20 protein-coding genes are annotated in these 22658 nt (G+C 69.6%); 12 read left to right on the forward strand and 8 right to left on the reverse strand.

Going from position 1 to position 22658, the window contains the following annotated elements:
- Positions 1–34: 34 nt before the first annotated feature.
- On the forward strand, positions 35–610 hold the full coding sequence (locus OG417_RS07520) for a septum formation initiator family protein (protein ID WP_329251667.1): 576 nt from the start codon (positions 35–37) through the stop codon (positions 608–610).
- 54 nt (positions 611–664) lie between these two features.
- Here OG417_RS07520 and OG417_RS07525 read toward each other — a convergent pair whose 3' ends face one another.
- From OG417_RS07525 to OG417_RS07535, 3 genes are all read right to left on the reverse strand, one after another.
- Positions 665–1408 (reverse strand): copper homeostasis protein CutC, encoded by a 744-nt coding sequence (locus OG417_RS07525; RefSeq protein ID WP_329251671.1) that lies wholly within the window; start codon positions 1406–1408, stop codon positions 665–667.
- A gap of 91 nt (positions 1409–1499) precedes the next feature.
- Positions 1500–2954, reverse strand: coding sequence for a M81 family metallopeptidase (locus OG417_RS07530; protein ID WP_329251674.1), 1455 nt, complete (start codon positions 2952–2954; stop codon positions 1500–1502).
- Complete coding sequence (locus tag OG417_RS07535; RefSeq protein ID WP_329251677.1) at positions 2951–4072, reverse strand: ROK family transcriptional regulator; 1122 nt, start codon at positions 4070–4072, stop codon at positions 2951–2953. Before OG417_RS07535 ends, OG417_RS07530 begins: the two co-directional genes overlap by 4 nt.
- A gap of 301 nt (positions 4073–4373) precedes the next feature.
- Between OG417_RS07535 and OG417_RS07540 the strand changes: the two genes are divergently transcribed.
- The 3 genes from OG417_RS07540 (at position 4374) to OG417_RS07550 (ending at position 8223) form a co-directional block, all read left to right on the forward strand.
- Positions 4374–6176, forward strand: a complete 1803-nt coding sequence (locus OG417_RS07540; protein WP_329251679.1) for a peptide ABC transporter substrate-binding protein — start codon at positions 4374–4376, stop codon at positions 6174–6176.
- Positions 6177–6240: 64 nt separating this feature from the next.
- Positions 6241–7194 (forward strand): ABC transporter permease, encoded by a 954-nt coding sequence (locus tag OG417_RS07545; RefSeq protein ID WP_329251681.1) that lies wholly within the window; start codon positions 6241–6243, stop codon positions 7192–7194.
- Positions 7195–7326: 132 nt separating this feature from the next.
- Positions 7327–8223 (forward strand): ABC transporter permease, encoded by an 897-nt coding sequence (locus OG417_RS07550; protein ID WP_329251683.1) that lies wholly within the window; start codon positions 7327–7329, stop codon positions 8221–8223.
- 43 nt (positions 8224–8266) lie between these two features.
- Here the strand turns inward: OG417_RS07550 and OG417_RS07555 are convergent, their stop codons facing one another.
- A complete protein-coding gene (locus tag OG417_RS07555; protein ID WP_329251685.1) occupies positions 8267–9457 on the reverse strand; it encodes an RNA-guided endonuclease InsQ/TnpB family protein in 1191 nt (396 codons plus the stop codon).
- A gap of 134 nt (positions 9458–9591) precedes the next feature.
- Between OG417_RS07555 and OG417_RS07560 the strand changes: the two genes are divergently transcribed.
- The 7 genes from OG417_RS07560 to pruA all read left to right on the forward strand — a co-directional run bounded on the left by OG417_RS07560 (position 9592) and on the right by pruA (position 16525).
- Positions 9592–11208 carry an ABC transporter ATP-binding protein gene (locus OG417_RS07560; RefSeq protein WP_329251687.1) on the forward strand — a complete coding sequence of 539 codons (1617 nt, stop codon included), beginning with the start codon at positions 9592–9594 and terminating at the stop codon, positions 11206–11208.
- A gap of 26 nt (positions 11209–11234) precedes the next feature.
- Positions 11235–11897 carry an HAD family hydrolase gene (locus OG417_RS07565; RefSeq protein WP_329251690.1) on the forward strand — a complete coding sequence of 221 codons (663 nt, stop codon included), beginning with the start codon at positions 11235–11237 and terminating at the stop codon, positions 11895–11897.
- 33 nt (positions 11898–11930) lie between these two features.
- Complete coding sequence (locus OG417_RS07570) at positions 11931–12437, forward strand: DUF6912 family protein (protein ID WP_329251693.1); 507 nt, start codon at positions 11931–11933, stop codon at positions 12435–12437.
- 120 nt (positions 12438–12557) lie between these two features.
- Positions 12558–13142: an RNA polymerase sigma factor gene (locus tag OG417_RS07575; protein WP_329251696.1), complete on the forward strand. Its 585-nt coding sequence runs from the start codon at positions 12558–12560 to the stop codon at positions 13140–13142.
- Positions 13139–14017, forward strand: coding sequence for a hypothetical protein (locus OG417_RS07580; protein WP_329251699.1), 879 nt, complete (start codon positions 13139–13141; stop codon positions 14015–14017). The genes OG417_RS07575 and OG417_RS07580 overlap by 4 nt, the downstream gene beginning before the upstream one ends.
- 159 nt (positions 14018–14176) lie before the next feature.
- The gene (locus OG417_RS07585; RefSeq protein WP_329251701.1) at positions 14177–14809 is read left to right on the forward strand and encodes an HAD family hydrolase; all 633 of its coding nucleotides are present in this window, start codon (positions 14177–14179) and stop codon (positions 14807–14809) included.
- Positions 14810–14896: 87 nt separating this feature from the next.
- Positions 14897–16525, forward strand: a complete 1629-nt coding sequence (pruA, locus tag OG417_RS07590; RefSeq protein ID WP_329251704.1) for an L-glutamate gamma-semialdehyde dehydrogenase — start codon at positions 14897–14899, stop codon at positions 16523–16525.
- A 32-nt stretch (positions 16526–16557) separates the two neighbouring features.
- Here the strand turns inward: pruA and OG417_RS07595 are convergent, their stop codons facing one another.
- From OG417_RS07595 to OG417_RS07605, 3 genes are read right to left on the reverse strand one after another with little or no spacing between them, the layout of a single operon-like run.
- Entirely contained in the window at positions 16558–17244 is a 687-nt protein-coding gene (locus OG417_RS07595; protein WP_329251707.1) for a hypothetical protein, read from the reverse strand.
- Positions 17245–17637, reverse strand: a complete 393-nt coding sequence (locus tag OG417_RS07600) for a hypothetical protein (protein ID WP_329251710.1) — start codon at positions 17635–17637, stop codon at positions 17245–17247.
- Positions 17638–17667: 30 nt separating this feature from the next.
- Positions 17668–18006 (reverse strand): YbaB/EbfC family nucleoid-associated protein, encoded by a 339-nt coding sequence (locus OG417_RS07605; protein WP_329251713.1) that lies wholly within the window; start codon positions 18004–18006, stop codon positions 17668–17670.
- A 497-nt stretch (positions 18007–18503) separates the two neighbouring features.
- On the opposite strand from OG417_RS07605, the gene OG417_RS07610 reads away from it, so the two are divergent.
- A complete protein-coding gene (locus OG417_RS07610; protein WP_329251716.1) occupies positions 18504–19214 on the forward strand; it encodes an HAD family hydrolase in 711 nt (236 codons plus the stop codon).
- A gap of 1 nt (position 19215) precedes the next feature.
- Here the strand turns inward: OG417_RS07610 and OG417_RS07615 are convergent, their stop codons facing one another.
- Positions 19216–22602, reverse strand: coding sequence for a DUF4132 domain-containing protein (locus OG417_RS07615; RefSeq protein WP_329251719.1), 3387 nt, complete (start codon positions 22600–22602; stop codon positions 19216–19218).
- Between the last annotated feature and the right edge of the window lie 56 nt (positions 22603–22658).

Below are 22658 nucleotides of genomic sequence, written 5' to 3' on the forward strand. Positions count from 1 at the left end.
CGCGGAAAGAGCGGAGCGAACGCAGGGGGAAGTGATGAAGGCCATGACGTCGTCGGCCGCGATCCGTACCCGTGAGGACGAGACCACCGGCACGCCGCCGCGCACCACGAGGCGCGGCACGGTTCCGCCGTCCCGCGCGGCACGGCCCACCACGACGCCGACCGACGGCACGAGCACCGGCACTGTTCGCGAGCGGGCCGCTGGTTCCGGCGCGGCGGTCACGTCCCGGGCGGCGGTGTCGCGCGGCACGTCGCGACGGAGCACGCGGCACCGTGGCCTTCCTCCGTCCCGTACGGTGCGGCCGGTCACGGCTCCCGCCCGCGCCGTTCGTCCCGCTCGTTCCGGCGCGGCGCCGTTCGCCCTGCTGGTCGTGGGGCTGCTCGGCGGGGCGCTGGTCGGTCTCCTCCTGCTGAACACCGTGCTCGCCCAGCAGTCGTTCGAGCGCAGTGAGCTCCAGCAGGAGAACCAGCGGCTCGAGGAGCGCAAGCAGGCTCTCCAGGAGGACATCGCACGCGAGAGCAGCCCCGAGGTCCTCCACGCCAAGGCACGGCGCCTGGGCATGCGCGACACCGGCGACCAGGTCCTCACGGACCCGCGCACGGGCCGCTGACCGGCGGCGTCCTCGGGCGTGCGGACGGCGTTCCGCGCGCCCGGGGACCGGGGCTCAGGCGGACGCGGCCTCGATGATGGAGCGGACGCGAGCCGGGGTGGTCACCGAGCGGGTGGTCTCCGGCGGGTACAGCGCGCCGCCCATGTAGATGCCGGGCGCCTGGAAGCGGGTCCGCGACCGTACGGTCTCGCTCGCGGTGAAGTGGAGCTCTCGCGCGCCGGTCTGCGCGGCCACCCGGGCGGCGGTGCGTTCGTTGATGCCGCCCGCCGGCAGGACGATGATCCGGTCCGCCGCCTTCTCCACCAGCCGGGCGATCAGGTCGGCGCCCTCCAGGGCGGACGGTGCCGCGCCCGAGGTCAGCAGCCGGTCGACGCCCAGCGCGACGACGTCCTCGAACGCCGCCTCCGGGTCGTGCGTCACGTCGAACGCCCGGTGGAACGTCACGCTGAGCGGCCGGGCCGCCGCGACGAGGCGCGCGCACAGCTCCGTGTCGATCTCGGCGTCCTCGGTCAGCGCGCCGATGACCACGCCGTCGGCGCCGGCCGCCTTGGCCACCTCGATGTCGCGGAGCATCACCTCGGCCTCGGCGGGGCTGAAGATGAAGTCTCCGCCCCGCGGACGGATGATCACGTGGACGCGGAGGCGGCCCGCCGCGACGGCCACGGCCTGCTCGATCATGCCCTGGCTCGGGGTGATTCCGCCCTCGAACAGGGCGGCGCAGAGCTCCACCCGGTCGGCGCCGGCCTCCGCCGCGGCGGCGACGCCGTCGGCGGACTCCAGGCAGATCTCGTAGCGCATGGGTTCCTCTCGGATCGGTGTGGTCGTGGGGCCTCCTTCGGCGGCCCCACGACCACGGTGCTGTGTTTTCTGGTTCCCTCGCTGCGCTCGCTCACAGGAGTTCGGGCGTCAGGTCCGGGTCGGCCATGTCGGAGTCGAACGGGAAGAGCGGCCGCCGTACGCCGTGGTGCCCGAGGCGCAGCAGGTCCTGGTCGACGCCGCCCGGGGTGAGCGCGAGCAGCCAGTCCGCCGCGAGGTCGTACAGCTCCGGCTCGAGGTAGCCGATCTTGACGATGACCACGTCGGTGTCGGCCGGCGACAGGCCGAGGGCGGTGAAGTCGGAGATCACGTGGTACGGCTTGCGCCGGCTGGTCAGGATGACGTGCAGCCCGCCGGTCCTGATCACCGCGATGTCGCCGCCGACCGGGTCGCCCGGCAGCAGGGAGTGCACCGTGCCCGCGACGGCGACCGGCCCGGAGGGACCCGCGTCGATCCGGCCGCCGGCCCGCACCATCACCTCGGCGCCCTCGCCCGCGGCGAACGCCGCCGCGACCGCCTCGGGGTCGACGATGCTCGCGTAGATCGCGCTGGCCTTGCCGAGGCGCAGCTCCTCCACGACGAGCAGCCGGCTCAGCGTCCAGGACACGTCGCCGGCGCCGCCGGCGGTCGGGTTGTCGCCGGAGTCGCTGATCAGGAACGGCCGGGCGTCGCCGGCGAGCGCGGTCGTCAGGCACTCGTCGAGCGTGCCGGTCGGCGCCACGAACGCGAAGTCGTCGCGGGCCTGCCAGTACGCCTCGGCCAGCTCGCGCGCCTGCGCGGTGATGACCTCCTCGTCGTCGCCGGTCACGACCACGGCGGCGCGGCACCGGGGCTCGTCGGCCCAGGCGTAGCCGACCCAGATCGCCGCGTCGACGACGCCGGGCAGCGCCTCCACGGCCGGGATCCGGCCGTACAGGCTCTTGGCCGGTTCGACGCGGGTGCTGGTCTTCTCCCCGGGCAGCAGCACCGGGACCTGCACCCATGCCTTCCGCGGACGCCCGCCGTCGTGGAGGCGCTCGACCAGGTTGTACGCCGCGCGCTCGCGCGACTCCCAGGCGTCCTCGTGCGGGGCCATCCGGTAGCAGGTGATCAGGTCGACGGTCTCCGCCAGCTCGCGCGACACGTTGCCGTGGAGGTCCATCGAGGCGGAGATCAGCGTGTCCGGGCCGACGGCCTCGCGGATCACGGCCGCCAGCCGGGCCTCGGCGTCGGTGCGCCCGACGACGCTCATCGCACCGTGGATGTCGAAGAACAGGCCGTGGAGCGGGCCCGCCGCCTTGGCACGTTCCACGATCTCGGCCTCGAGCGCGTCGTACACCTCGGGCTCGACCGCGCCGCCGGGCAGCGACACGGCGTGCAGGAGCGGCACCCACTCGACGCCCGTCGTCCACGGCGCGCCCATCCACTTGTAGCGGGCGAGCAGGGCGTCGCCCCGCGTGACGGTGAAGTCCGCCAGGTGGGTGCGGTGCGGGGAGAAGGTACTCGACTCGATCGCGATGCCGGCGATGCCGATCCGCAGTGCTGTCACGGGAGATTCCTAACGGGGACGGCCAGGCCCTGGTCGATGAGGCGTCGGCCGATGCCGAGCAGGCCGGCGTCGGGTCCGGCGACGCTCTCCCCGATCTGCAGTTCCTGGGTGGTGAGCGGCAGGCAGCGTTCGTAAAGCGCGCCGCGCGCGGCGGCGACGAACAGGTCGCAGGTCGCCAGCGCGCCGCTGAGGATCACCGCCTGCGGGTTGAAGAAGTTGACGATGGTGACGAGGACCTCGCCGAGCTGGCGGCCGGCGAAGCGCAGCGTCGTGTTGACCGTCGGGTTGCCGTCGCGCGCCAGGCGTACGAGGTCGGCGGTGGTGGCGATGTCGACGCCGTCGGCGCGTACGGCGGCGACCAGGGCCGCTCCGCTGGAGATGGTCTCCAGGCAGCCGAAGTTGCCGCAGTTGCAGGGGCGGTCGCCGCCGGCCGGCACGCGGTTGTGGCTGACGTCGCCGGCGACGCCACGGGCACCGCGGTGCAGGCGGCCGTCGTTGACGAGCGCGGCGCCGAGCCCGGTGCCCGCCTTGACGAAGACGAAGTCGCGCAGCTCGGGGCCGCGTACGACCGCCTCGCCCATCGCCATGAGGTTCGCGTCGTTGTCCACGACGAGCGGCGCCTGGTAGTACTCGGCGAGCCGGCGCCGTACGGAGAAGCCGTTCCAGCCGTGCATCCGGGAGGAGCCGACCACCACTCCGTCGGAGTCGACCGGGCCGGGCAGGCCGATGCCCATGCCGAGCACCGGGCGTCCGGCCGCGAGCTCGGCGAGCGCGTCGGTGACCTGCGCGAGGATCGGCTCGGGCCCGGCCGTGATGTCGATCTCCAGGTCCTGGATCGCCTCCGGCCGTCCGGCGCGGTCCATGGTGGCGATCCTCGCGTGGTGACCGCCGAGGTCGGCGGCCAGGATGACGCCGTCGCCGGCGCGGACGCTCAGCAGCCGGGGCCGGCGCCCGCCGCGCGAGCGGCCCTCGCCGGACTCCTCCAGCAGGCCCGCGTCGAGGAGTTCCTGGACGTAGGAGGACACGGTCGAGGGCGCCAGGCCGAGCAGACGCGACAGGTCCGCTCGTGACGTGGCCTGGCCGGACGCCACCAGGCCCATGATCTGCGCGGCCGACATGGTGGCTCCTTCACTGCAAGTGATCACGGTTGCGGCGGCAACACTAGCGACCGAGGCCGATCGAACTAAGTCTGATACTTGGTTCGGGAACGAAGGTTGATGCGGAAACTTGGCTGGACCATAGCAAGCCGGCGCGGATGAGTCCACCGTCGATGCCCCGTAACACGGCGGTAATCAGCGGGTTTGTCCCGATCTTGGCCGGACACTTAATTCGTTCAAGGCTTGTCTTCGTTCGATACGGGCATGTATCGTCGCCGCCAACATCCCGCCGAAAACGGTGGAAGTCCCCCATGGAGCACCGATGAAGAGACCCCTGACGCTGGCGGTGTTCGGCGCGGCCGTGGCCTTGCTGGCCGCCGGCTGTTCCTCCGGCGGAGGAGGATCGTCCGCGAGCGGTGGCACCCCCCAGCAGGGCGGGTCGGTCACCTTCGCGATGCCCCCGAACGCCACGCCGAACTGGATCTTCCCGATCGGCACGCCGGGCCACCTCGCCTCGTTCAACGGCGCCATCCGGCAGGAGGTCTTCCTGCCGCTGTACGCCTACGACGGCTACAGCGGCACCGTCGCCCTGGACGAGAAGGCGAGCGCCGCCAAGGCGCCGGTCTACTCCAACGGCGGCAAGACGGTCGACATCAAGTTGAACCCCCTGACGTGGGCGAACGGCCAGAAGGTCAGCAGCCGCGACGTGGAGTTCTGGTTCAACCTGGTCAAGGCGAACAAGTCGCAGTGGGGCAACTACAGCGCCGGTGACATCCCCGACAACGTCGCCAGGTTCGAGACGGTGAGCGACACGGAGTTCAAGCTCCACCTCACCAAGGCCTACAACCCGGACTGGTTCACCGCGAACCAGCTGACCTACGTCACGCCGATCCCCCAGTCGGTCTGGGACGTCGAGAGCAAGGGCGGCAAGGTCGGGGACTACGACCGCACCACCGACGGCGCCAAGAAGGTCTTCAAGTACCTGACCGGCGAGGCGGGCAAGCTGTCGGAGTACGCGAACAACCCGCTGTGGAAGGCGGCGAACGGGCCGTTCACGGTGAAGGAGTTCACCACCACCGGCCAGGTCACGCTCGCCAAGAACCCCAAGTACACCGGCCCCGACCCGGCCCACCTGGACAGCGTGACGTTCAAGCCGTTCACCTCCGCGGACGCCGAGCTGAACGTCCTGCGGTCGGGCGGCGTCGACTACGGCTACATGCCGGCGCTGGCCACCAGCCAGCAGAAGTCGATCGAGAACCTCGGCTACCAGGTGAAGCCCTGGGCCGGCTGGGCGGTCACCTACATCCCGTACAACTTCAACAACCCGGCCATGGGCGCGGTGTTCAAGCAGCTGTACATCCGCCAGGCCGTACAGATGTCGATCGACCAGACGACGATCGCCCGGGTCATCTGGCACAACCAGAGCGTTCCCGGCTACGGGCCGGTGCCGCAGACGCCGGTGTCGAAGTACCTGTCGGCGACGCAGAAGACCAACCCGTACCCGTTCGACCTGAACAAGGCCAAGGCGCTGCTGACCTCGCACGGCTGGACGATCCAGAACGGCGTGGCCACGTGCGCGCAGGCGGGCTCCGGCGCGAACCAGTGCGGCGACGGCGTCAAGGCGGGCACACGGCTGAACCTGACCATCGACAGCCAGAGCGGCAGCACCGAGACCGACAACATGATGCAGGAGGTCCAGTCCTCCCTGTCGAAGATCGGCATCAAGCTGTCGATCAAGTCGGAGCCGCTGAACTCGGTGCTCGACCACACGGCGCAGTGCAAGCCGAGCCAGTCGTCCTGCTCGTGGCAGCTCTCCTTCTTCGGCACGGCGGGCAGCTGGTACTTCCCGGCGTACCCGAGCGGTGAGCAGATCTTCGGCAGCACCGGCAGCTCGAACCTCGGCAGCTACTCGGACCCGACGGTCGACGACCTGATCAAGAAGTCGACCAGCTCGTCGGACCCGGCAGCGATGCAGAACTACGACGCGTACGTGACCAAGAACCTGCCGGTCATCTGGATGCCGAACCCGGCCTACCAGGTGTCCGCGATCAAGAACAACCTGCGCGGCGTCGTCCAGGACCCGCTCGTCTTCATCCAGCCGCAGCGCTGGTACCTGGCGAAATGAGACCGGCCCGGGGCGGTGGCGGACCGCCGTCCCGGGCCCACCACTTCCCGGCGGAGGCATCCCGTTGACGCGCTTCCTGCTCAAGCGGATCGGGCAGGCGGTCGTGGTCATCTTCTTCGTGACCGTGATCGTCTTCCTGCTGCTGCACTCGGTGCCGGGCGGCCCGGCCCACGGCATTCTCGGCCCGAAGGCCAGCCCCCAGGCGATCGCGGAGTTCAACCGCGAGCACGGCTTCGACAAGTCGCTGGTCCAGCAGTACTGGGCCTACCTCAGTGAGCTGTTCCACGGCGACCTGGGCGAGTCGTACACGCTCAACCAGTCCGTCGCCTCGCTGATCGGCCAGCGGATCCCCAAGACGCTCGTGCTCACCGGCCTGTCCACGCTGGTCGCGCTCGTGGTGGCGATCCCGCTGGGCGTGTGGCAGGCGCGGCGCCGCAAGGGCCTGGCCGACTACGCCGTCACGACCGTGGTGTTCGTCGGGTACGCCACCCCGGTCTTCTTCCTCGCGCTGGTGCTGGTCATCGTCTTCACCCAGAAGACCCAGCTGCTGCCGCCGCAGGCGCCGCAGACGCAGTCGATCGGCGGTCTGTTCGCCGACTCGCGGGCGCTGATCCTGCCCGTGCTCGCCGGGGCGATCGCGACGATCGCGGCGTTCAGCCGGTACATGCGCTCGGCCGTGCTGGACAACCTCGCCGAGGACTACGTACGGACCGCGCGCGCCAAGGGCGCCTCGGAGCGGCGCGTCGTGTGGCTGCACATCATGCGCAACTCCCTGACGCCGATCGTCGCGATGCTCGGCTACTACCTGCCGGTGCTGTTCTCCGGCGCGCTGGTGATCGAGTCGGTGTTCAACTACCCCGGCATGGGGCTGCTGTTCTGGAACGCCGCGCAGACCTCGGACTATCCGATCCTGCTCGGCGCGGTGCTCGTCATCGCCCTGGCCACGGTCATCGGGTCACTGCTCGCCGACATCGTCCAGGCGCTCATCGACCCGCGGGTGAGAGGAACGATCAAATGAGCGAGCGGAGCGAGCGAATCAAAGAACACGCGCGCCTGGTCTCTCCTCCGACGAAGGAGGTCTCATGAGCGAACGCAGTGAGCGAATCGGCGACACAGCGCCCATGGTCACCCCTCCGACGAAGGAGGGCTCATGAGCCTTTCCGCTCCGGTCGCCGCAGAGCCGCCGCCCGTACGGGTCGCCGGGTCCTACCGGCGCATGGCGTCACTGTTCTTCGCCAACCGGCTCGCCGTCACCGGGCTGGTCATCCTCGCCCTGCTGCTGGTGTTCTGCTTCCTCGGCCCGCTGCTCCACCACACCGACCAGACGCACACGAACCTGTCCGCCGCCAACCTGTCGCCCGGCACCGGGGGACACCTGCTGGGCACCGACGACGTCGGACACGACGTGCTGGGACGTCTGATGGTCGGGGGCCAGACGTCCCTGGAGATCGGGGTGGCGGCGGGTCTGCTCGCCACCCTGATCGGCACGGTCTGGGGTGCCATCTCCGGCTACGCCGGCGGTTGGGTGGACGCGCTGATGATGCGCGTCGTCGACGCGGGCATCGCGATCCCGGCGCTGTTCCTGCTGCTGGTGACCGCGACGATCCTGCGGCCGACGGTGCCGGTGCAGATCCTCATCATCGGGTGCGTGTCGTGGCTCGTCCCGGCCCGGCTCGTACGGGCCGAGGCGCTGTCGCTGCGCAGCCGCGACTACGTGCAGGCCATGAAGGCGATGGGCGGCAGCCACCGCCGCGCGGTGTTCCGGCACATCATCCCGAACGCCATCGGCACCGTGGTGGTGAACGCGACGTTCCAGGTGGCGGACGCCATCCTGCTGATCGCCTACGTCAGCTTCCTGGGGCTCGGCGTGCCGCCGCCCAAGACCGACTGGGGCGGGATGCTCAGCAAGGGCATCTCCTACACCTACGACGGCTACTGGTGGCTGATCTTCCCGGCCGGTGTCGCCATCGTGCTCGTCGTGTGCGCGTTCAACGCGATCGGCGACGGGCTGCGCGACTCCTTCGAGGTCCGCCTGGAGGGACGTTGACGTCCTCCCCCGTCTGAAGGCGGGGGATTCCAACCCGACTCCGCTACGTAGAGGAGGGAACAGGTTGAGGTTCGCGGTTCAAAGCCCCGCCCAACGGCTGGAGGGCTCCCCGCGCTGTCACGGCACGTCCTGCCGCGATGTTCTTTGCCGCGTTCACATCCGCATGATCGGCATGCCCGCAGGCGCGACAACGAAAGACCGCTTGGCTCTCACGGTTCTCCGCTGCGCAGTGCCCGCAGGCGTTACAGGTTTGGGACGTGTACGCGGGATCGACCTTCTCTACCCGGCTCTCGGCTTTGTCCTGCAAGCGCTTTACCAGCCGCCCCCAGCCCGCCGCGTGGATGGCCCGGTTGAGCCCGGCCTTGGCCCGTACGTTCCTGCCCGGTGCATGGATGGTGCCGTGTGCGGAACGGGTCATGTTCTTAATCTTCAAATCTTCGACGCGAATGAGGTCGAAACGACGGGCCAGATCGGTGGAGGTCTGCTCCACCCAGTCCCGGCGCCGATCGACCTCACGAGCCATCAACCGACTGATCGCGGCCTTAACGCGGTTACGGCGTCTAGACCCACGCCGTGCCCGGGCCAGTCTCCGCTGCAGCCGCTCCAGTCGTTTGGCCTCGGTCTCGCGCAGTCCTGGCACGGACAATCGCTCACCAGTGGACAGCGCAGCCGAGACGGCCACACCACGGTCCACACCGACGAGCTCGCCTATACCCGGCCCGTCGATCGGCGGCGGGATCACTGCGAACGCGACATGCCAGCGCCCCGCCAGGTCCCGGTTCACTCGAAACGATTTGACCACGCCGGGTACCTGACGGGACCAGCGGAACCGTACCCAGCCGACCTTCGGGATCCGCACCTCGCCCACCCTGCGGGACAACCGGCGTACGTCCCATTGGCTGCCGCGACGGCCGACGATCCGAAAGCCCTCGTGGACGCCCGCCTTACGCCACCTCGGCCGCTGATGGGTCCCGGAGAAGAAGTTCGCCATGGCCTGGGCGAAATCCCGCAACGCCTGCTGCTGCACCGTCTGCGAACCCGCCGCCAGCCACGCGAACTTTCTCCTGGCCTCGGTCAACTGGCGGGACTGTTCGACATACCCCGGCGCACTCGCCCGCCCCGGCCGCCAATGCAGGTGCTGCTCACACGCAAGATTCCACACATATCGGGCGTGCGCGCAGTGCTCCAGCAACGCCTCCTCCTGGGCGGGCGTGGGTTGAAGCCGGAACCGCATGTGAGCACGCTAACGACCACCACTGACAGTTCGAGGGGGGAGCGGCGTTTCCTCCCCGGTCTGAAGGCCGGGATCTTCACGCCGCGCAGCCGATGACGTCGACGACAGAGCCGAGCGGGCCGATGAGCGAGTCGATGCCTACACTCGCGATCGAGGACCTGAGCGTCACGTTCAGGAGCGGCCGGGAGACCGTACGCGCGGTCGACGGCGTCAGCATCACCGTCGCCCCTGGAGAGATCGTCGCCGTCGTCGGCGAGTCCGGGTCGGGCAAGAGCGTCACCTCGATGTCCACGCTCGGGCTGCTGCCGCCGACCGCCAAGGTGGGCGGGACGGTACGGGTCGGCGGCGTGGACGTGACGACGCTCGACGGCGCGCGGCTGCGGGCGATCCGCGGCGCCGAGGTCGCCATGGTGTTCCAGGAGCCGATGACCGCGCTGAACCCGGCGTTCACCGTCGGCTGGCAGGTCGCCGAGGCGCTGCGCCTGCACATCGCCGACCTGTCCCGCAAGCAGGCCCTCGACCGGGCGGCCGAGCTGCTGGAGATGGTCGGCATCCGGGACGCGCGCCGCCGGCTCGGGCAGTTCCCGCACGAGCTGTCCGGCGGGCTCCGGCAGCGCGTCGTCATCGCCATGGCGATCGCCTGCGAACCCAAGGTGCTCATCGCCGACGAGGCCACCACCGCACTCGACGTCACCGTCCAGGCCGAGATCCTCGACCTGCTGCGCGACCTGCGGACCAAGTTCGGCATGGCGATGCTCGTGATCACCCACAACATGGGAGTGGTCGCCGACATCGCCGACCGGGTCGTCGTCATGTACCAGGGCAAGGTGGTCGAGCAGGCGCCCGTCGACGACCTGTTCAACCGGCCGGAGGCCGACTACACCAAGCGCCTGCTGGCCGCCGTGCCGCGCCTGACCCCCGGCGAGCGACGAGAGCGTGAGGTGCGGACCGAGGCCGCGCTGTCCCTGGAGAACCTCGTCGTGGAGTTCCGCGGCAAGGGCCGCAGCCGGGTCCGCGCGGTCGACGACGTCACGCTCACCATCGCCGAGGGCGAGGTGCTGGGGCTCGTCGGGGAGTCCGGCTCGGGCAAGTCCACGGTGGGCCGCGCCGCGGTCGGCCTGATCAAGCCCGCCTCCGGCACCGTACGCCTGCTCGGCGAGCCGCTGAGCGAGGCGCGGGGACGCGACCTGCGCCGGCTGCGGCGCCACTGCGGCATCGTCTTCCAGGACCCCGCGTCCTCGCTGGACCCGCGGATGACGGTCGGCGACTGCGTGGCCGAACCGCTCGTCATCAACGGCGTCGGCGACCGCACCGAACGCGTGGTCGCCCTGCTGAAGAGCGTCGAGCTGGACCCGGCGCTGCGCCTGCGCCACCCGCACGAGTTGTCCGGCGGGCAGCGTCAGCGGGTCGGCATCGCGCGGGCACTCGCGCTCGACCCGAGGCTCGTCATCGCGGACGAACCCACCAGCGCGCTGGACGTCTCGGTCCAGGCCGCCGTGCTGGAGGTCTTCCTGGAGCTGCAGGAACGCCTCGGCTTCGCCTGCCTGTTCATCACCCACGACCTCGCCGTCGTCGGCCGGGTGTCGGACCGCGTGGCGGTCATGAACCAGGGCCGCCTCGTCGAGGTGGGCGCCCGCGACGACGTCCTGTTCGACTCGCAGGAGGAGTACACACGCCGCCTCGTGACCTCCGCCCCGGTACCCGACCCGGTCGAGCAGCGCCGGCGACGGGCGGAGCGGCACCGGCTGTGAGCCCGGTTCGGCCGCCGGTGGACGGCATGCCTACCATCGAGGCCGTGACCGTACGCGGACTGATCATCGACTGGGGCGGTGTGCTGACCACGCCGCTGCGTGACGCGATCGCGGTGTGGATCGAGAACGACGACATCGACGACGAGACCTACCGCGTGGTGATGCGGGAGTGGTTCGCGCAGGCGTACGCCGGCGACGGTGCGGCCAATCCGGTCCACGGGCTGGAGGACGGGTCGCTGCCGCCGGCCGAGTTCGAGCGCATGCTCGCCGAGCGGCTGCGTACCCGTGGCGGCATGGCGGTCGCGGCCGAGGGCCTGCTGCTGCGGATGTTCGCCGCGTTCGAGCCCGTCGAGGAGATGTACGAGGCGCTGCGCCGGGCGCGGGCCGTCGGCGTGCGCACCTGCCTGCTGTCCAACTCCTGGGGCAACACCTACCCGCGCGAGTCGTTCGGCGAGCTGTTCGACCAGGTGGTGATCTCCGGTGAGGTGGGGCTGCGCAAGCCCGACCCGCAGATCTTCCACCACGCGCTCGACCTGCTCGGCCTGCCGCCGCGGGAGTGTGCGTTCATCGACGACATCGAGCAGAACATCCGGGCCGCCGAACGCCTCGGCATCGTGGGCGTCCACCACGCCGACGCCCCGACCACCGTGGCGCGCCTGGAGGAGCTGTTCGGGGTGTCGCTCGGGTAGTCCCCATCCGGTACTGGCACACTCTTGTAGGACATGCGCGTCTACCTTCCGACCACACTCAGCGGACTCGCCGGCATCCTCCGGGATCGCAAGCTCGAACCGGCGCCGCTGACCGGCTATGCCGTGACACCGGCGCTGCGCGAGTGGTACGCCTCGGCCGATCTGGAAGAGCTGGAGTACGCCGCGATGTCGGACGCCGCGCGTGACTCGCTGCGCCTGCTCGCCGCCGACCCCGAGGCGCCGTCGCGCCGCGTCGTGCTCGCCGCCGAGATCCCCGACGAGGCGGTCGTGCACAGCGGCGGCGACCTGGGCGGCCCCGGGGAGCGCGCCCAGGTGCGCGTGACCCAGCCGGTCCCGTTCGAGCGGATCGTCTCCGGTCACGTGGACGATGCCGAGGCCGAGGCCGACGTACGCGCGGCGCGCGCCGCGAGCGACGCCGCCGACGCCGGTGACGACGACGCCCGCTTCACCGTCGACGGCGCGGCCGGTCACGAGCTGCTGTGGTACGCCACCCAGGAGCTGCCGCACCTGTTCTCCTGACCGCGTCCGTTCTCCTGACGGGCGGCGTAGGAAACTCCGCACCCCCGTGCAAGAAAGGCGACACCGGAAGGGGTTACCCGGTGTCGGACCTACACAGCACACGTGAGAGGGGGTGATGGCGTGATCGTTGCCCGAGGTGAGGACACCGGTGATGACACCGGTGATGACGCCGCACGCTTCACGTCCATTTACCGGCGCAACTACTCGAGGGTGCTGAGCTACGCGCTGGCCCACGACCGGCGTGACGTCGCGGAGGACGTCGTCAACGAGACGTTCCTGACGGCGTGGCGCAAGCTCGGCGAGGTTCCCCAGGACGATCCTCTGCCCTGGTTGCTGCGAGCCGCTCGGAACCATCGGCTCAAACAGCGCGCCGCCGGTCGGCGGCGCGAGACGATCGCCCATCGCGTCGGGCAGTTGAGCGACGAACGCGACCTGGTGGCCTGGGACACCGGTGACCTGGTGGTCGAGCGGGACAGCGTCCTGGCCGCGTTCGCCTCCCTCCCGGAGGCCGATGCCGAGATCCTCATCCTGAGCGCCTGGTACGGGCTTGACGCGGCGCAGGCCGCGACGGTCCTCGGGTGCACGAAGGCCCTGTACTACGTCCGTGTCCACCGCGCCCGCCGGCGGCTCACCCGAGCGCTGCACAAGGAGACGGGCACGGCGGCGATGGTCCCCCTGGACCTGCTGGAAGGAAACCGCTCATGACCGGTCACCGCGTCCTGTCCGCCCTCAAGCCCGTGGCCCTCGACGACCTGTCCGAGACGGACCAGTCCGATGCCGGGATGGACGCGAGGATCGCCGCCATCGTCGCGAGCCCCCGGCCCGCCCGCGTCACGAGCACGCGTCGCCTCCCCGCGCGGCCGTGGCTGCTGCTCACGACCGGCGCCGTCGCGGCCGGGGCCGCCGCGGTCGCGGTCGCGGTCACCGTCGTGCCGGTCCGCGACACCGGCCGTCCCGCGGTCACCGTCGCGCCCGCCCCGCCGCGCGTACAGACGGCCGCGCTCTCCTTCACTCGGAAGGGCGGATACCTGACCGTGAAGGTGAAGGACCCGGTCGCCGACCCGGCGCGGTACAAGAAGGAGTTCGCCGCCCACGGCCTGAACGTCGACCTCCGGCTGGAGCCCGGCTCGGCGAGGAAGGCGGGCTCGGTCATCTTCCTGGAGGACGACGGCGGCGGCCGGGTCAAGACGATCACCGCGCCGGGGCACTGCGGAAGCGAGACCTGCGCGGTCGGCATCAAGATCCCGCTGACCTACAAGGCGTTCGTCCGGGTCGTCTTCGGGCGGACGGCACGGCCGGGCGAGCACTACAACACCGGTCCCGGAGACACCCCCGGCGAGGGCGTGGGGCTGAGCGACGTTCGGGGACGTACCGTCGCCGACGTGCTCGCCGAGGCCAGGAGGCGGCACATCGGCGGCATCGGGTACCGCTACCAGCCCACCAGCCCCGACGAGCAGGGCGACCGCCAGCCGTACCCCATGGGCGTCCCGGCCGACAAGGTGAAGGGCGACTGGCGCGTCTACGACGCCGTCGCCGGAGCGGGCGGTGAGGTCCTCCTGTTCGTCCACCCCCCGAACTGATCCACGTGACGGAGAGCCGGAACGACCGCCTCGCCGTCACGGGCGGGCCACCCATGACGGCGAGGCGGCGCCGGTCACGCGCCGTTTCCGGCGCACCGGCACGGCCGGGCCCGGCCGTACGGGTGCGCCCGGACGCGGCATCGGGGACGATAGGACGTCATGCACATCGTCTGGGACTGGAACGGCACGCTCTTCGACGATCGCGATGCCATTCTCGACGCCACCAACGAGGTCTTCGCCGGCTATGGGCTGCCGCCGCTGGGGCTGGACGGCTACCGCGCGGCCTACACGCGGCCGATCTGGACGTCGTACGAGCGCATCCTCGGCCGGGCGCTCGAAGACGGCGAGTGGGAGCGGATCGACGCCGCGTTCCACGACTCCTACCACCGGCTCATGGAGCGCTGCCGGCTCGCCGCCGACGCCCGCCGCACCATCGACGCGCTCGCCGGCGACGGGCACACCCAGTCGGTGCTGTCCATGTGGCACCACGACCGGCTCGCCGCGGCGGTGCGCAGGCTCGGTCTCGGCCTGGCCTTCCGGCGGGTCGACGGCCTGCGGCCCGACGAAGGGGGTGGGGAGAAGGCGAAGTTCATGGTGCGGCACCTGGCGGCGCTGGGCATCGACGCCGCCGACGTCCTCATGGTCGGCGACAGCGTCGACGACGCGGCCGCCGCGCGGCACGTCGGGGCCCGCGCGGTGCTCTACACCGGCGGTCTGCAGTCCCGCGCCGACCTCGCCCGGTTCGGAGTCCCGGTGATCGAACGCCTGGCCGACGTCGAACAACACATCTGACCTGGATCGAAGAGCTTTTTGTCGGGTATGGCAACCCGTGCTTACGATGCAGAACGACGATGACGTCGAACGCTGGGGAGTGTTCTCATGGATGCTGTCACGAACGTCCCGGTCCCGGTGAACGAGCCGGTCAAGACGTACGCTCCCGGCAGTCAGGACCGCACCGCGCTCGAGGCGAAGATCAAGGATCTGTCGGGCGAGCGGATCGACCTGCCCATGACCATCGGCGGCGAGAGGCGTCTCGGCGGCGGCGCGCCCATCGACGCCGTCGAGCCGCACAACCACCGGCACGTCCTCGGCCGCATGCACGAGGCGACCGCCGCCGACGTCACCGCGGCCGTCGAGGCCGCCCGCGCCGCCGCGCCCGCCTGGCGCGCGATGTCCTTCGACGACCGCGCCGCGATCTTCCTGCGCGCCGCCGAGCTGCTGTCCGGCCCGTGGCGCTCCACCCTGAACGCCGCCACGATCCTGGGCCAGTCCAAGTCGGTGCAGCAGGCCGAGATCGACGCGGCCTGCGAGCTGATCGACTTCTTCCGCTTCAACGTCTCCTTCGCCCGTGAGCTGATCAACCAGCAGCCGATCTCCTCTCCGGGCGTGTGGAACCGGCTGGAGTACCGGCCGCTGGAGGGTTTCGTCGTCGCGATCACGCCGTTCAACTTCACCGCGATCGCCGGCAACCTGCCGTGCTCGGCGGCGCTCATGGGCAACGTCGTGGTGTGGAAGCCGTCGCCGACGCAGACGTTCGCGGCGCACTTCACCATGCGGCTGCTGGAGGAGGCCGGGCTCCCGCCGGGCGTGATCAACCTGGTGACCGGCAACGGCCAGGCCGTCTCGGAGGTCGCCCTCCGCCGGCCCGACCTGGCCGGCATCCACTTCACCGGCTCCACCGGCACCTTCCAGCACCTGTGGCGCACGGTCGGGGAGAACATCGCGAACTACCGGAGCTACCCGCGCCTCGTCGGCGAGACCGGCGGCAAGGACTTCGTGGTCGCCCACCCCTCGGCCGACCCGCAGGCGCTCGCCACGATCCTGATCCGCGGCGCGTTCGAGTACCAGGGCCAGAAGTGCTCGGCCGCCTCCCGCGCCTACGTCCCGCGCTCGCTGTGGAACGGCATGCGCGACGACCTGCTCGCCACCGTCGAGTCCCTGACGATGGGCAACGTCGCCGAGGACCTGTCGGTGTTCATGGGCGCGGTCATCGACGAGCGGGCGTTCGCCAAGCACCGTGAGGCGATCGAGCGGGCGAAGTCCCACGACGGCATCGACGTGCTCGTCGGGGGCGGCCTGGACGACTCCGAGGGCTGGTTCGTCCAGCCGACCGTGCTGGAGAGCTCCGACCCGGCCGACGCCATCTTCACCAAGGAGTACTTCGGCCCCATCCTCGGCGTGCACGTTTACGACGACGGCGACTACGACACGATGCTGACGCAGATGGAGAACGCCGCGCCGTACGGCCTGACCGGCTCGATCGTCGCCCGCGACCGGGCGGCCATCGCGGAGGCCACCGACAGGCTCCGCTACGCCGCGGGCAACTTCTACGTCAACGACAAGCCCACCGGCGCGGTCGTCGGGCAGCAGCCGTTCGGCGGCGCGCGGGCCAGCGGCACCAACGACAAGGCGGGCTCGATCTGGAACCTGACGCGGTGGGTCAGCACCCGCTCGATCAAGGAGACGTTCGTCCCGCCGACCGACCACCGCTACCCGCACATGGGCTAGAACAACGCGACGGCGGCATCGCCGTACTCAGACTATTTGTCGACCGCCCGTACGAACTCGTCCATATCGCGGCTTGTCTTTTCGCCGGCGATCATCTTCGAGTACTGCTCGGCGAGCCGGTCCATGAGCTTGCGGAAGTCGGTGAAGTTGTCCGCCACCAGTGAGTCGTAGGTCTTCTTCATCTTCTGGTCGAACTCCGCGACCATGGCGCGGGCACGTTGATCGATCTTTGCGTTCTTGTCCGAGAAGAACCAATCTGACACCAGCCAGGCCCATGCTTCGTTCTCCGAAAGATCACGCTGGAGGGCGCAAAGGCGTGTGTAGGCGATGGCTCGGTAAGCGTCGATCGCCGCGGCCACGACGCCGAAGGCGGGGCCGATTTTCTTGACCGAATTCTGGATGTCGGCGATGTTCCGTCCGGGAAATTTACGCCAGAAGTCGAGGCAGCTATCGACCGCGGGCCCCTCGTTGGTCTTTTGCAGCGTCTTGACGCCGTAGCCCTGCTTCCCGTCTTCCGCCGTATCCTTCAGCCTCCCTGTAGCCTTTTGTACCGGCGCCGACGACTGTGCTCCGATCCCTCCCCATGTTGCCGCGTCCTGTGCGATGGCGTCAGTGAAATCGGCCGGCCATCGGAATTTCATCACCCTTCTGGAGGCCCACTCCTTCAAGATGTCATGGATCTCGTCGGGGAGTTCTCGCGGTTCTTGCCACGGCGCCATCTAGTCACTCGCTTCCAGCAGTTTTTCGATGGTCTGGATATCGCCGATGTTGGCGTCTTCGGCGTTCTTTGCATTTTTTGCCATGCGTCGGAGGCATGCACCGAAGTAATTCATCTCATCAGCCGTGGACAGCAGGGCGTCGACTAGGTTTCCCATCATGGCTTCGTACGGCTTCGCCAGTGGGCGTGCCAAAAATATCGCATAAGAGGAATCGTAGTCGGCGGGTGGTTTGTCGGGTTCGCCGGGTGCGTCGGCGAGCCTGTTCACGTCTTTGTCGGTGAACCCATTCAGGGCCCAGCCGTTGGGAATGGTATCTATGGCGCGGTCACATTCATCTGCTGCCGCATCGACCGAGCCCGCTGTCTTTTCCAGTGCCGTGGGATTGTATTTCATCGCACAAGGCCCCTTTTTCGTGGCAGGGATTCAGCTGTCGTGGAGCTCGGCCATCATCTGGCGGAGCTCGGTCAGGCGTCGTTCGAAGGCGGCCTCGGCCTCTGCCAGGTCCTTGCGGATCCTCTCCTGGTCGGGGGGCGCTTCGGGCCCCTTGTCGAGCTTCTTCCGGAACCAGGCCGTCTGTGCTTGACGTACGGTCGCCAGAACCAGCTCGGCGAGCTCATCGGAGCCGTTCCTCATCGCTCGGGGAGCGATGGAGAGGGCGCTCACAAGTCCGTTGTCCTCCACGGTGACACGAATCCGGCCATCTTCCGTCTCGGCGTGGCTGGAGAACGGCGTTTCGGGTTCGCGAGGCCGTTGAAAAGCCATCGCTCTCCCTTCTCGTCTTGGGTAAATAATTATGTCTATCGCAGTTAGCCTTTTTGCGCCTGAATATCGGCATGACTTGGCAATAAAATAACAAGTGTTGGTATATGGCTGGTTAATACTCCAGCCGCACTCGGCGAACTCGGTCTGCCGGCGTGCCGGGCGAGGACCACCAAAGCCTCGCCGCACAGGGGCCCGACCAACAGGGGCGATCACATCGCGACAGCGCACACGGCATCAAACCCGGTGAGCTAATCCGGCTGAGCTTGACCGGTTGATCCCGTACTCGATGCCGTGCCGCTGTTTGCAGCTTGTGCGCCTCTCCTTCTGGAAGGCGTACGGATGGCCGCCTGGGCTGAGTGCGGGCGGCGCATGGCCGGGGCGGCGTGCCGGCCGGTAACCGTGATCACGCCGCTGCCCCGGTTGAACAGCGGATTTGCGTACGCAGGGGCCTTACCGCGACGATTGACCGTCGCCCCGATTCGCCGCAGGAGTCCGCCATGCCCCGTCTCGTGCTGTGGAACGTCGATCACACGCTCGTCGACGTCGGCCGGGTGACGCGGGAGGCGTACGCCGAGGCCTTCCAGCAGGTGACCGGGCGTCCGCTCGTCCGGCTGGCGCCGACCGTGGGCCGTACCGAGTCGGAGATCATCTTCGAGACCCTGGCGTTCAACGACGTCGTGACCACCGAGGACCACCTCGCGCAGTTCATGGCGGCGCTGGGTGAGGCGTTCACCGCCCGTCGCAAGTCCATCCGCAAGGACGGCCGGGTGCTGCCGGGCGCCCGCGAGGCCCTCTCCGCGGTGGCCCGGCTGCGCGACGTCGTCCAGTCCGTCCTGACCGGCTCGATCGAGCCGAACGCCGTCGCCAAGCTGACCGCGCTCGGACTGGACAAGCACCTGGACTTCAAGGTCGGCGGGTACGGCTCGGAGACCTATCCCAAGGCCGCGCTGGTCGAGCTCGCGCGCAGCCGTACGGCCGAGAAGTACGGCGCCCCGATCGCGGAGGCCGCGACCGTGCTCATCGCCGACTCGGCCAACGACGTGCGCGCCGCCCAGATCGCCCGTGCCCGGACGATCGCCGTCGCCACCGGCAACGCCACCCAGGCCGAGCTCCGCGGCGCCGGCGCCGACGTCGTACTGCCCACGTTGACGGAGACCGAACAGGTGGTGCGCGCCGTGGAGTCGCTGACCCGCGTCGACCAGCCCTGAGCTATTCGGCGACGACCGCTTCGAGGTCGGTGAGCACCTCCGAGGCGGTCACCGGGTCGAGGTCGCCGAAAGTGTGCGGTGAGTCTTTCCGGGACCTGTGTGAGAAGGCGTCGGGCTCGGGCTCGTCGCCGATCCACACCACGTCGAGCGTCTGGTGACCGGACTGGCTCACGTTCCCGACGACCAGGCTATGCGCGAGTGTCACGACGACGTACCGTCCGCCGGGGACGGGCCGGACCAGGCACTCGATGCCGCCGTCGGAATTGATGGGGCCGCGTCGCCAGCCGCGTCGTTCCAGTCTCAGGACGTTGCCGAACGGCACGGTCACGCCCTCGAACCGCGTCAGCCGCCCGGCCGCCGACTCTTCTTCCGCCAGGGCGCGGACCGGCCGCCCGAGTTGCGGGAACGGCTGGGTGATCTCGTAGTCGGCGAACACCTCCTCCCACGCCTTCACCGACTCTCCCAGACGTACCGGGTGGGCGATGCCGATGACGGCGTCGTCGCTGATCGTGACCACGTCGTCGGACACGTCCGCGAACGTCCTGTCCTCGGCGAGCCGGAAGGCCGTCACGGCGCCGTCGCGCTCGGCCGTCCAGACGAGCCGCCGGGCGATGTGCCACACCAGCGGGTGTTCGACGAAGAACTCGCGGAAGTCGGCGAGGTTCCACGTGCGGCCGGTCGTCATCGCCAGTTCCAGCCGCTGGAGCTGGATGGAGGCGATCGCGCGGACGTCCTTTTTGAGATCGGCGAAACGCCGGTAGGCCGCGGGAGCGAGGTCCGCGTCGTCGCGCGCTCCGGGCTTGGGCAGGCTCGCGCGGCGTTTGCCGTCGTCGTCGATGACGTACGACTTGAGGGCCTCGTCGAATCCGGCGACGAACCGGCGTGGCCCGTAGTCGAGGACGAGCGTGCCCCGGGCGTCCAGTCCGAAGTCGGGCACCAAGCGGTCGCCGAGCTCTGCCGCGGTCAGGCCGCGTGCCGACGCGATCTGTTCGACTTTCTCCTGCGCGCGTGCTCTCAGGCCCTTGTACTTGCTCTTCTGGGCGATGCCGTGCATCTCCCGCAGGGCCAGCTCGCTGCCGATGAGGGTGAGGACTTCCAACCCGCGAACCGCGAGGTGGTGCCCTCCGTCGCCCGGCCAGGTCCGGATCAATGGGACGAGCGCGCGCACGGTCTCGTCATCGCCGAGCCAGGCCAAGGCGCTGAACTGCCACGCGTCCTCCGCTCGCAGCCCGTCCTGCCGCCAGTGCTCGAACAGGGCCCAGCCGAACTCCGCCAGCGAACGTTCGTCGCACACCTTCAGGACCGACGCCAGCTCGGGATCGGGCTCATCGAACGTGGAGATCGCCAGCAGGGTGAGCAGATGGCGGACCGACGACACCGGGAGCGCGCGTTTCGGTCCGCGCAGCAGCAGCTGAGGCAGGACGTTCGCGTCCACTCCCAGGCGGTCGGGGATGCTTCGTACGGGCGGTCGGCCGAGCAAGCCCCGCACCAGGTCGGCGACCTGATCGCCGAACGGCCGAGCGGCGGCGACGACCGTCTCGTCCCCCTCCTGCCGGGCCAGGAAGCACAGGGCGTTCTCCGCCGCGCTCCGGTTCCGTCCGGGTTCGCCCAGAGCCACCGGCAGCAGGTAGGGGACCACTGCGCAGCCGTGCCGTGCGAACCAGGCCGTCGTGGCCTCCCGCGTCGTCTTCAGCCGCAGCAACCGGTCCGCCATCATGACGGCGACCCGGCCGTCCAGGCACGGCAGCAGCACCTCTCCAGCGCGGGTGGGCCGGGCCTTCGCGAAACGCAACGCGAGCGGCAGCGCGTCCAGCTCGAAGCGTGCGATCAGGACCTTCAGCCAGCTCTCCGGACTCCACCACCCGCCTGGGCGCTCCCACTCCGCCGGTTTCCACTTCGCGAGCAACGGCCGGACCACCTCCGCGGGCCCCATGGCCAGCAGCCCGACCGTTCGAGTGTCCTCCTCGTCCTCGTCGGTGCGTCCAGCCTGGAGGTCCGCCGCCCAGCGGTCCCAGCGTTCCTCGCGCGGCTGAGGGGGCGGAACCTCGCTGACATCGCCCCACCCGCGTTCGCTCGGCGGCAGGTGCCAGCTTTCGGGGTAGGGGGTGAAGATCTCCGTGCGAAGCCATTCCGCGCGTTCACCGGACGCCCACTTGATCCGCCCCTGGTGCGGGGGCGTCAGATCCCGGAGGACGACGGGCTCGGGCTCCGGGCCGGTCCGTGCCCACGGCGGATCGACGAGCAACCGCGGCAACTCGTCCGCCGGCGCCTCCGGCACCCGATCGTCCGTCTCGGACAGCCTCGCCACGACCGCGCGCACTCCGGCGGGCAGGTCCGGCAGAACGCGCGCCACCAGTTCGGCGTTGGCTCGCAGATGCTCGTCCAGCAGTTCGTCCGCGCCGCCCTCCGCGAGAACGCGGATCGCCCGCACCGGGTAGCGTCGCATGGTCTCGCGCAGAGCCGCCCGCATGTGAGCGTTGCCGACGCGGTCCAGCATCAACCTGAACGCCTCGTCGCTCGGAAGCCGGCCCAGCACCTCCAGCAGCGCCTTACGCCGCCGGGGCTCGTCCTGGTATCCGTCGAACGCCGAGGCCAGGAGCGGCGCGATCACCACCCCCAAACCATCGGCCATGGTGATGAGGTTTTCGATGCAGTAACAGTCGGCCACCGTGAGCCGGGCCTGGTCGCCCAGAAGGCGCAAGTGCTCCGGAGTCCCCAGGGAAAGCAGCAGCAGTTGCCTGGGAAAAGTGTCGGCGGGGGCGGCACAGCATTCGTCCACCCATTCCACTTCGGTCGGCGCCAGATAGGCACTGAGGATCTGCCCTGTCGGTGTCGTCCGCCGCTCGGCGAGAAGACCTACGACCTCCTGGTATTCGGCGTCGTCCGCCGCGGCGACCAACGCCCGCAGCCGTTTGGCCGCATCCCCCAGACGCATTTCGTCGAAGTGCGCACGGTCGTCCTGATATGCCCGCAGACCTTTCACGACGGCGCCCTGACCAGGAAGGTCGAACGTGCAGCGCCACGCGAACGCCGCGACCGCGAATCGGAGTCCGTACGAGGTCACCCAGGCGTCCACGAACTCCGCGGCCATGTCACCGCTGTAGTACTCCGACCGGGGAAAGGCCGAGACGACCGCCGCCCCCAGGGGCGAGACGTCACCGGCCAGATGGGCTCGTCCCGCCGACGCCAGCTCCGCGTCCGTGTAGGGATGGGCGAGTCCCTTTTCCATCTCGCTCGCATGACGCGCGTGCAGTTCCTTCTCGGGCGAGGTAGCGAGCTTGATCTTCGCTCCCGGAACGCCGCCACGCCGCGGATGCAGATGCCGCTTCCACACCTTCGGCATCTGCAGAACGTCCTCGTCCGGAAGAATCGCACCTTCATTGGTCATGCCGCCGCACCGTAGTGCAACCGACCGACACAAATGGTCTTTATGCCGGCGGCGGG

It is taken from the genome of Actinoallomurus sp. NBC_01490 (assembly GCF_036227085.1).
Lineage (GTDB): Bacteria > Actinomycetota > Actinomycetes > Streptosporangiales > Streptosporangiaceae > Actinoallomurus > Actinoallomurus oryzae.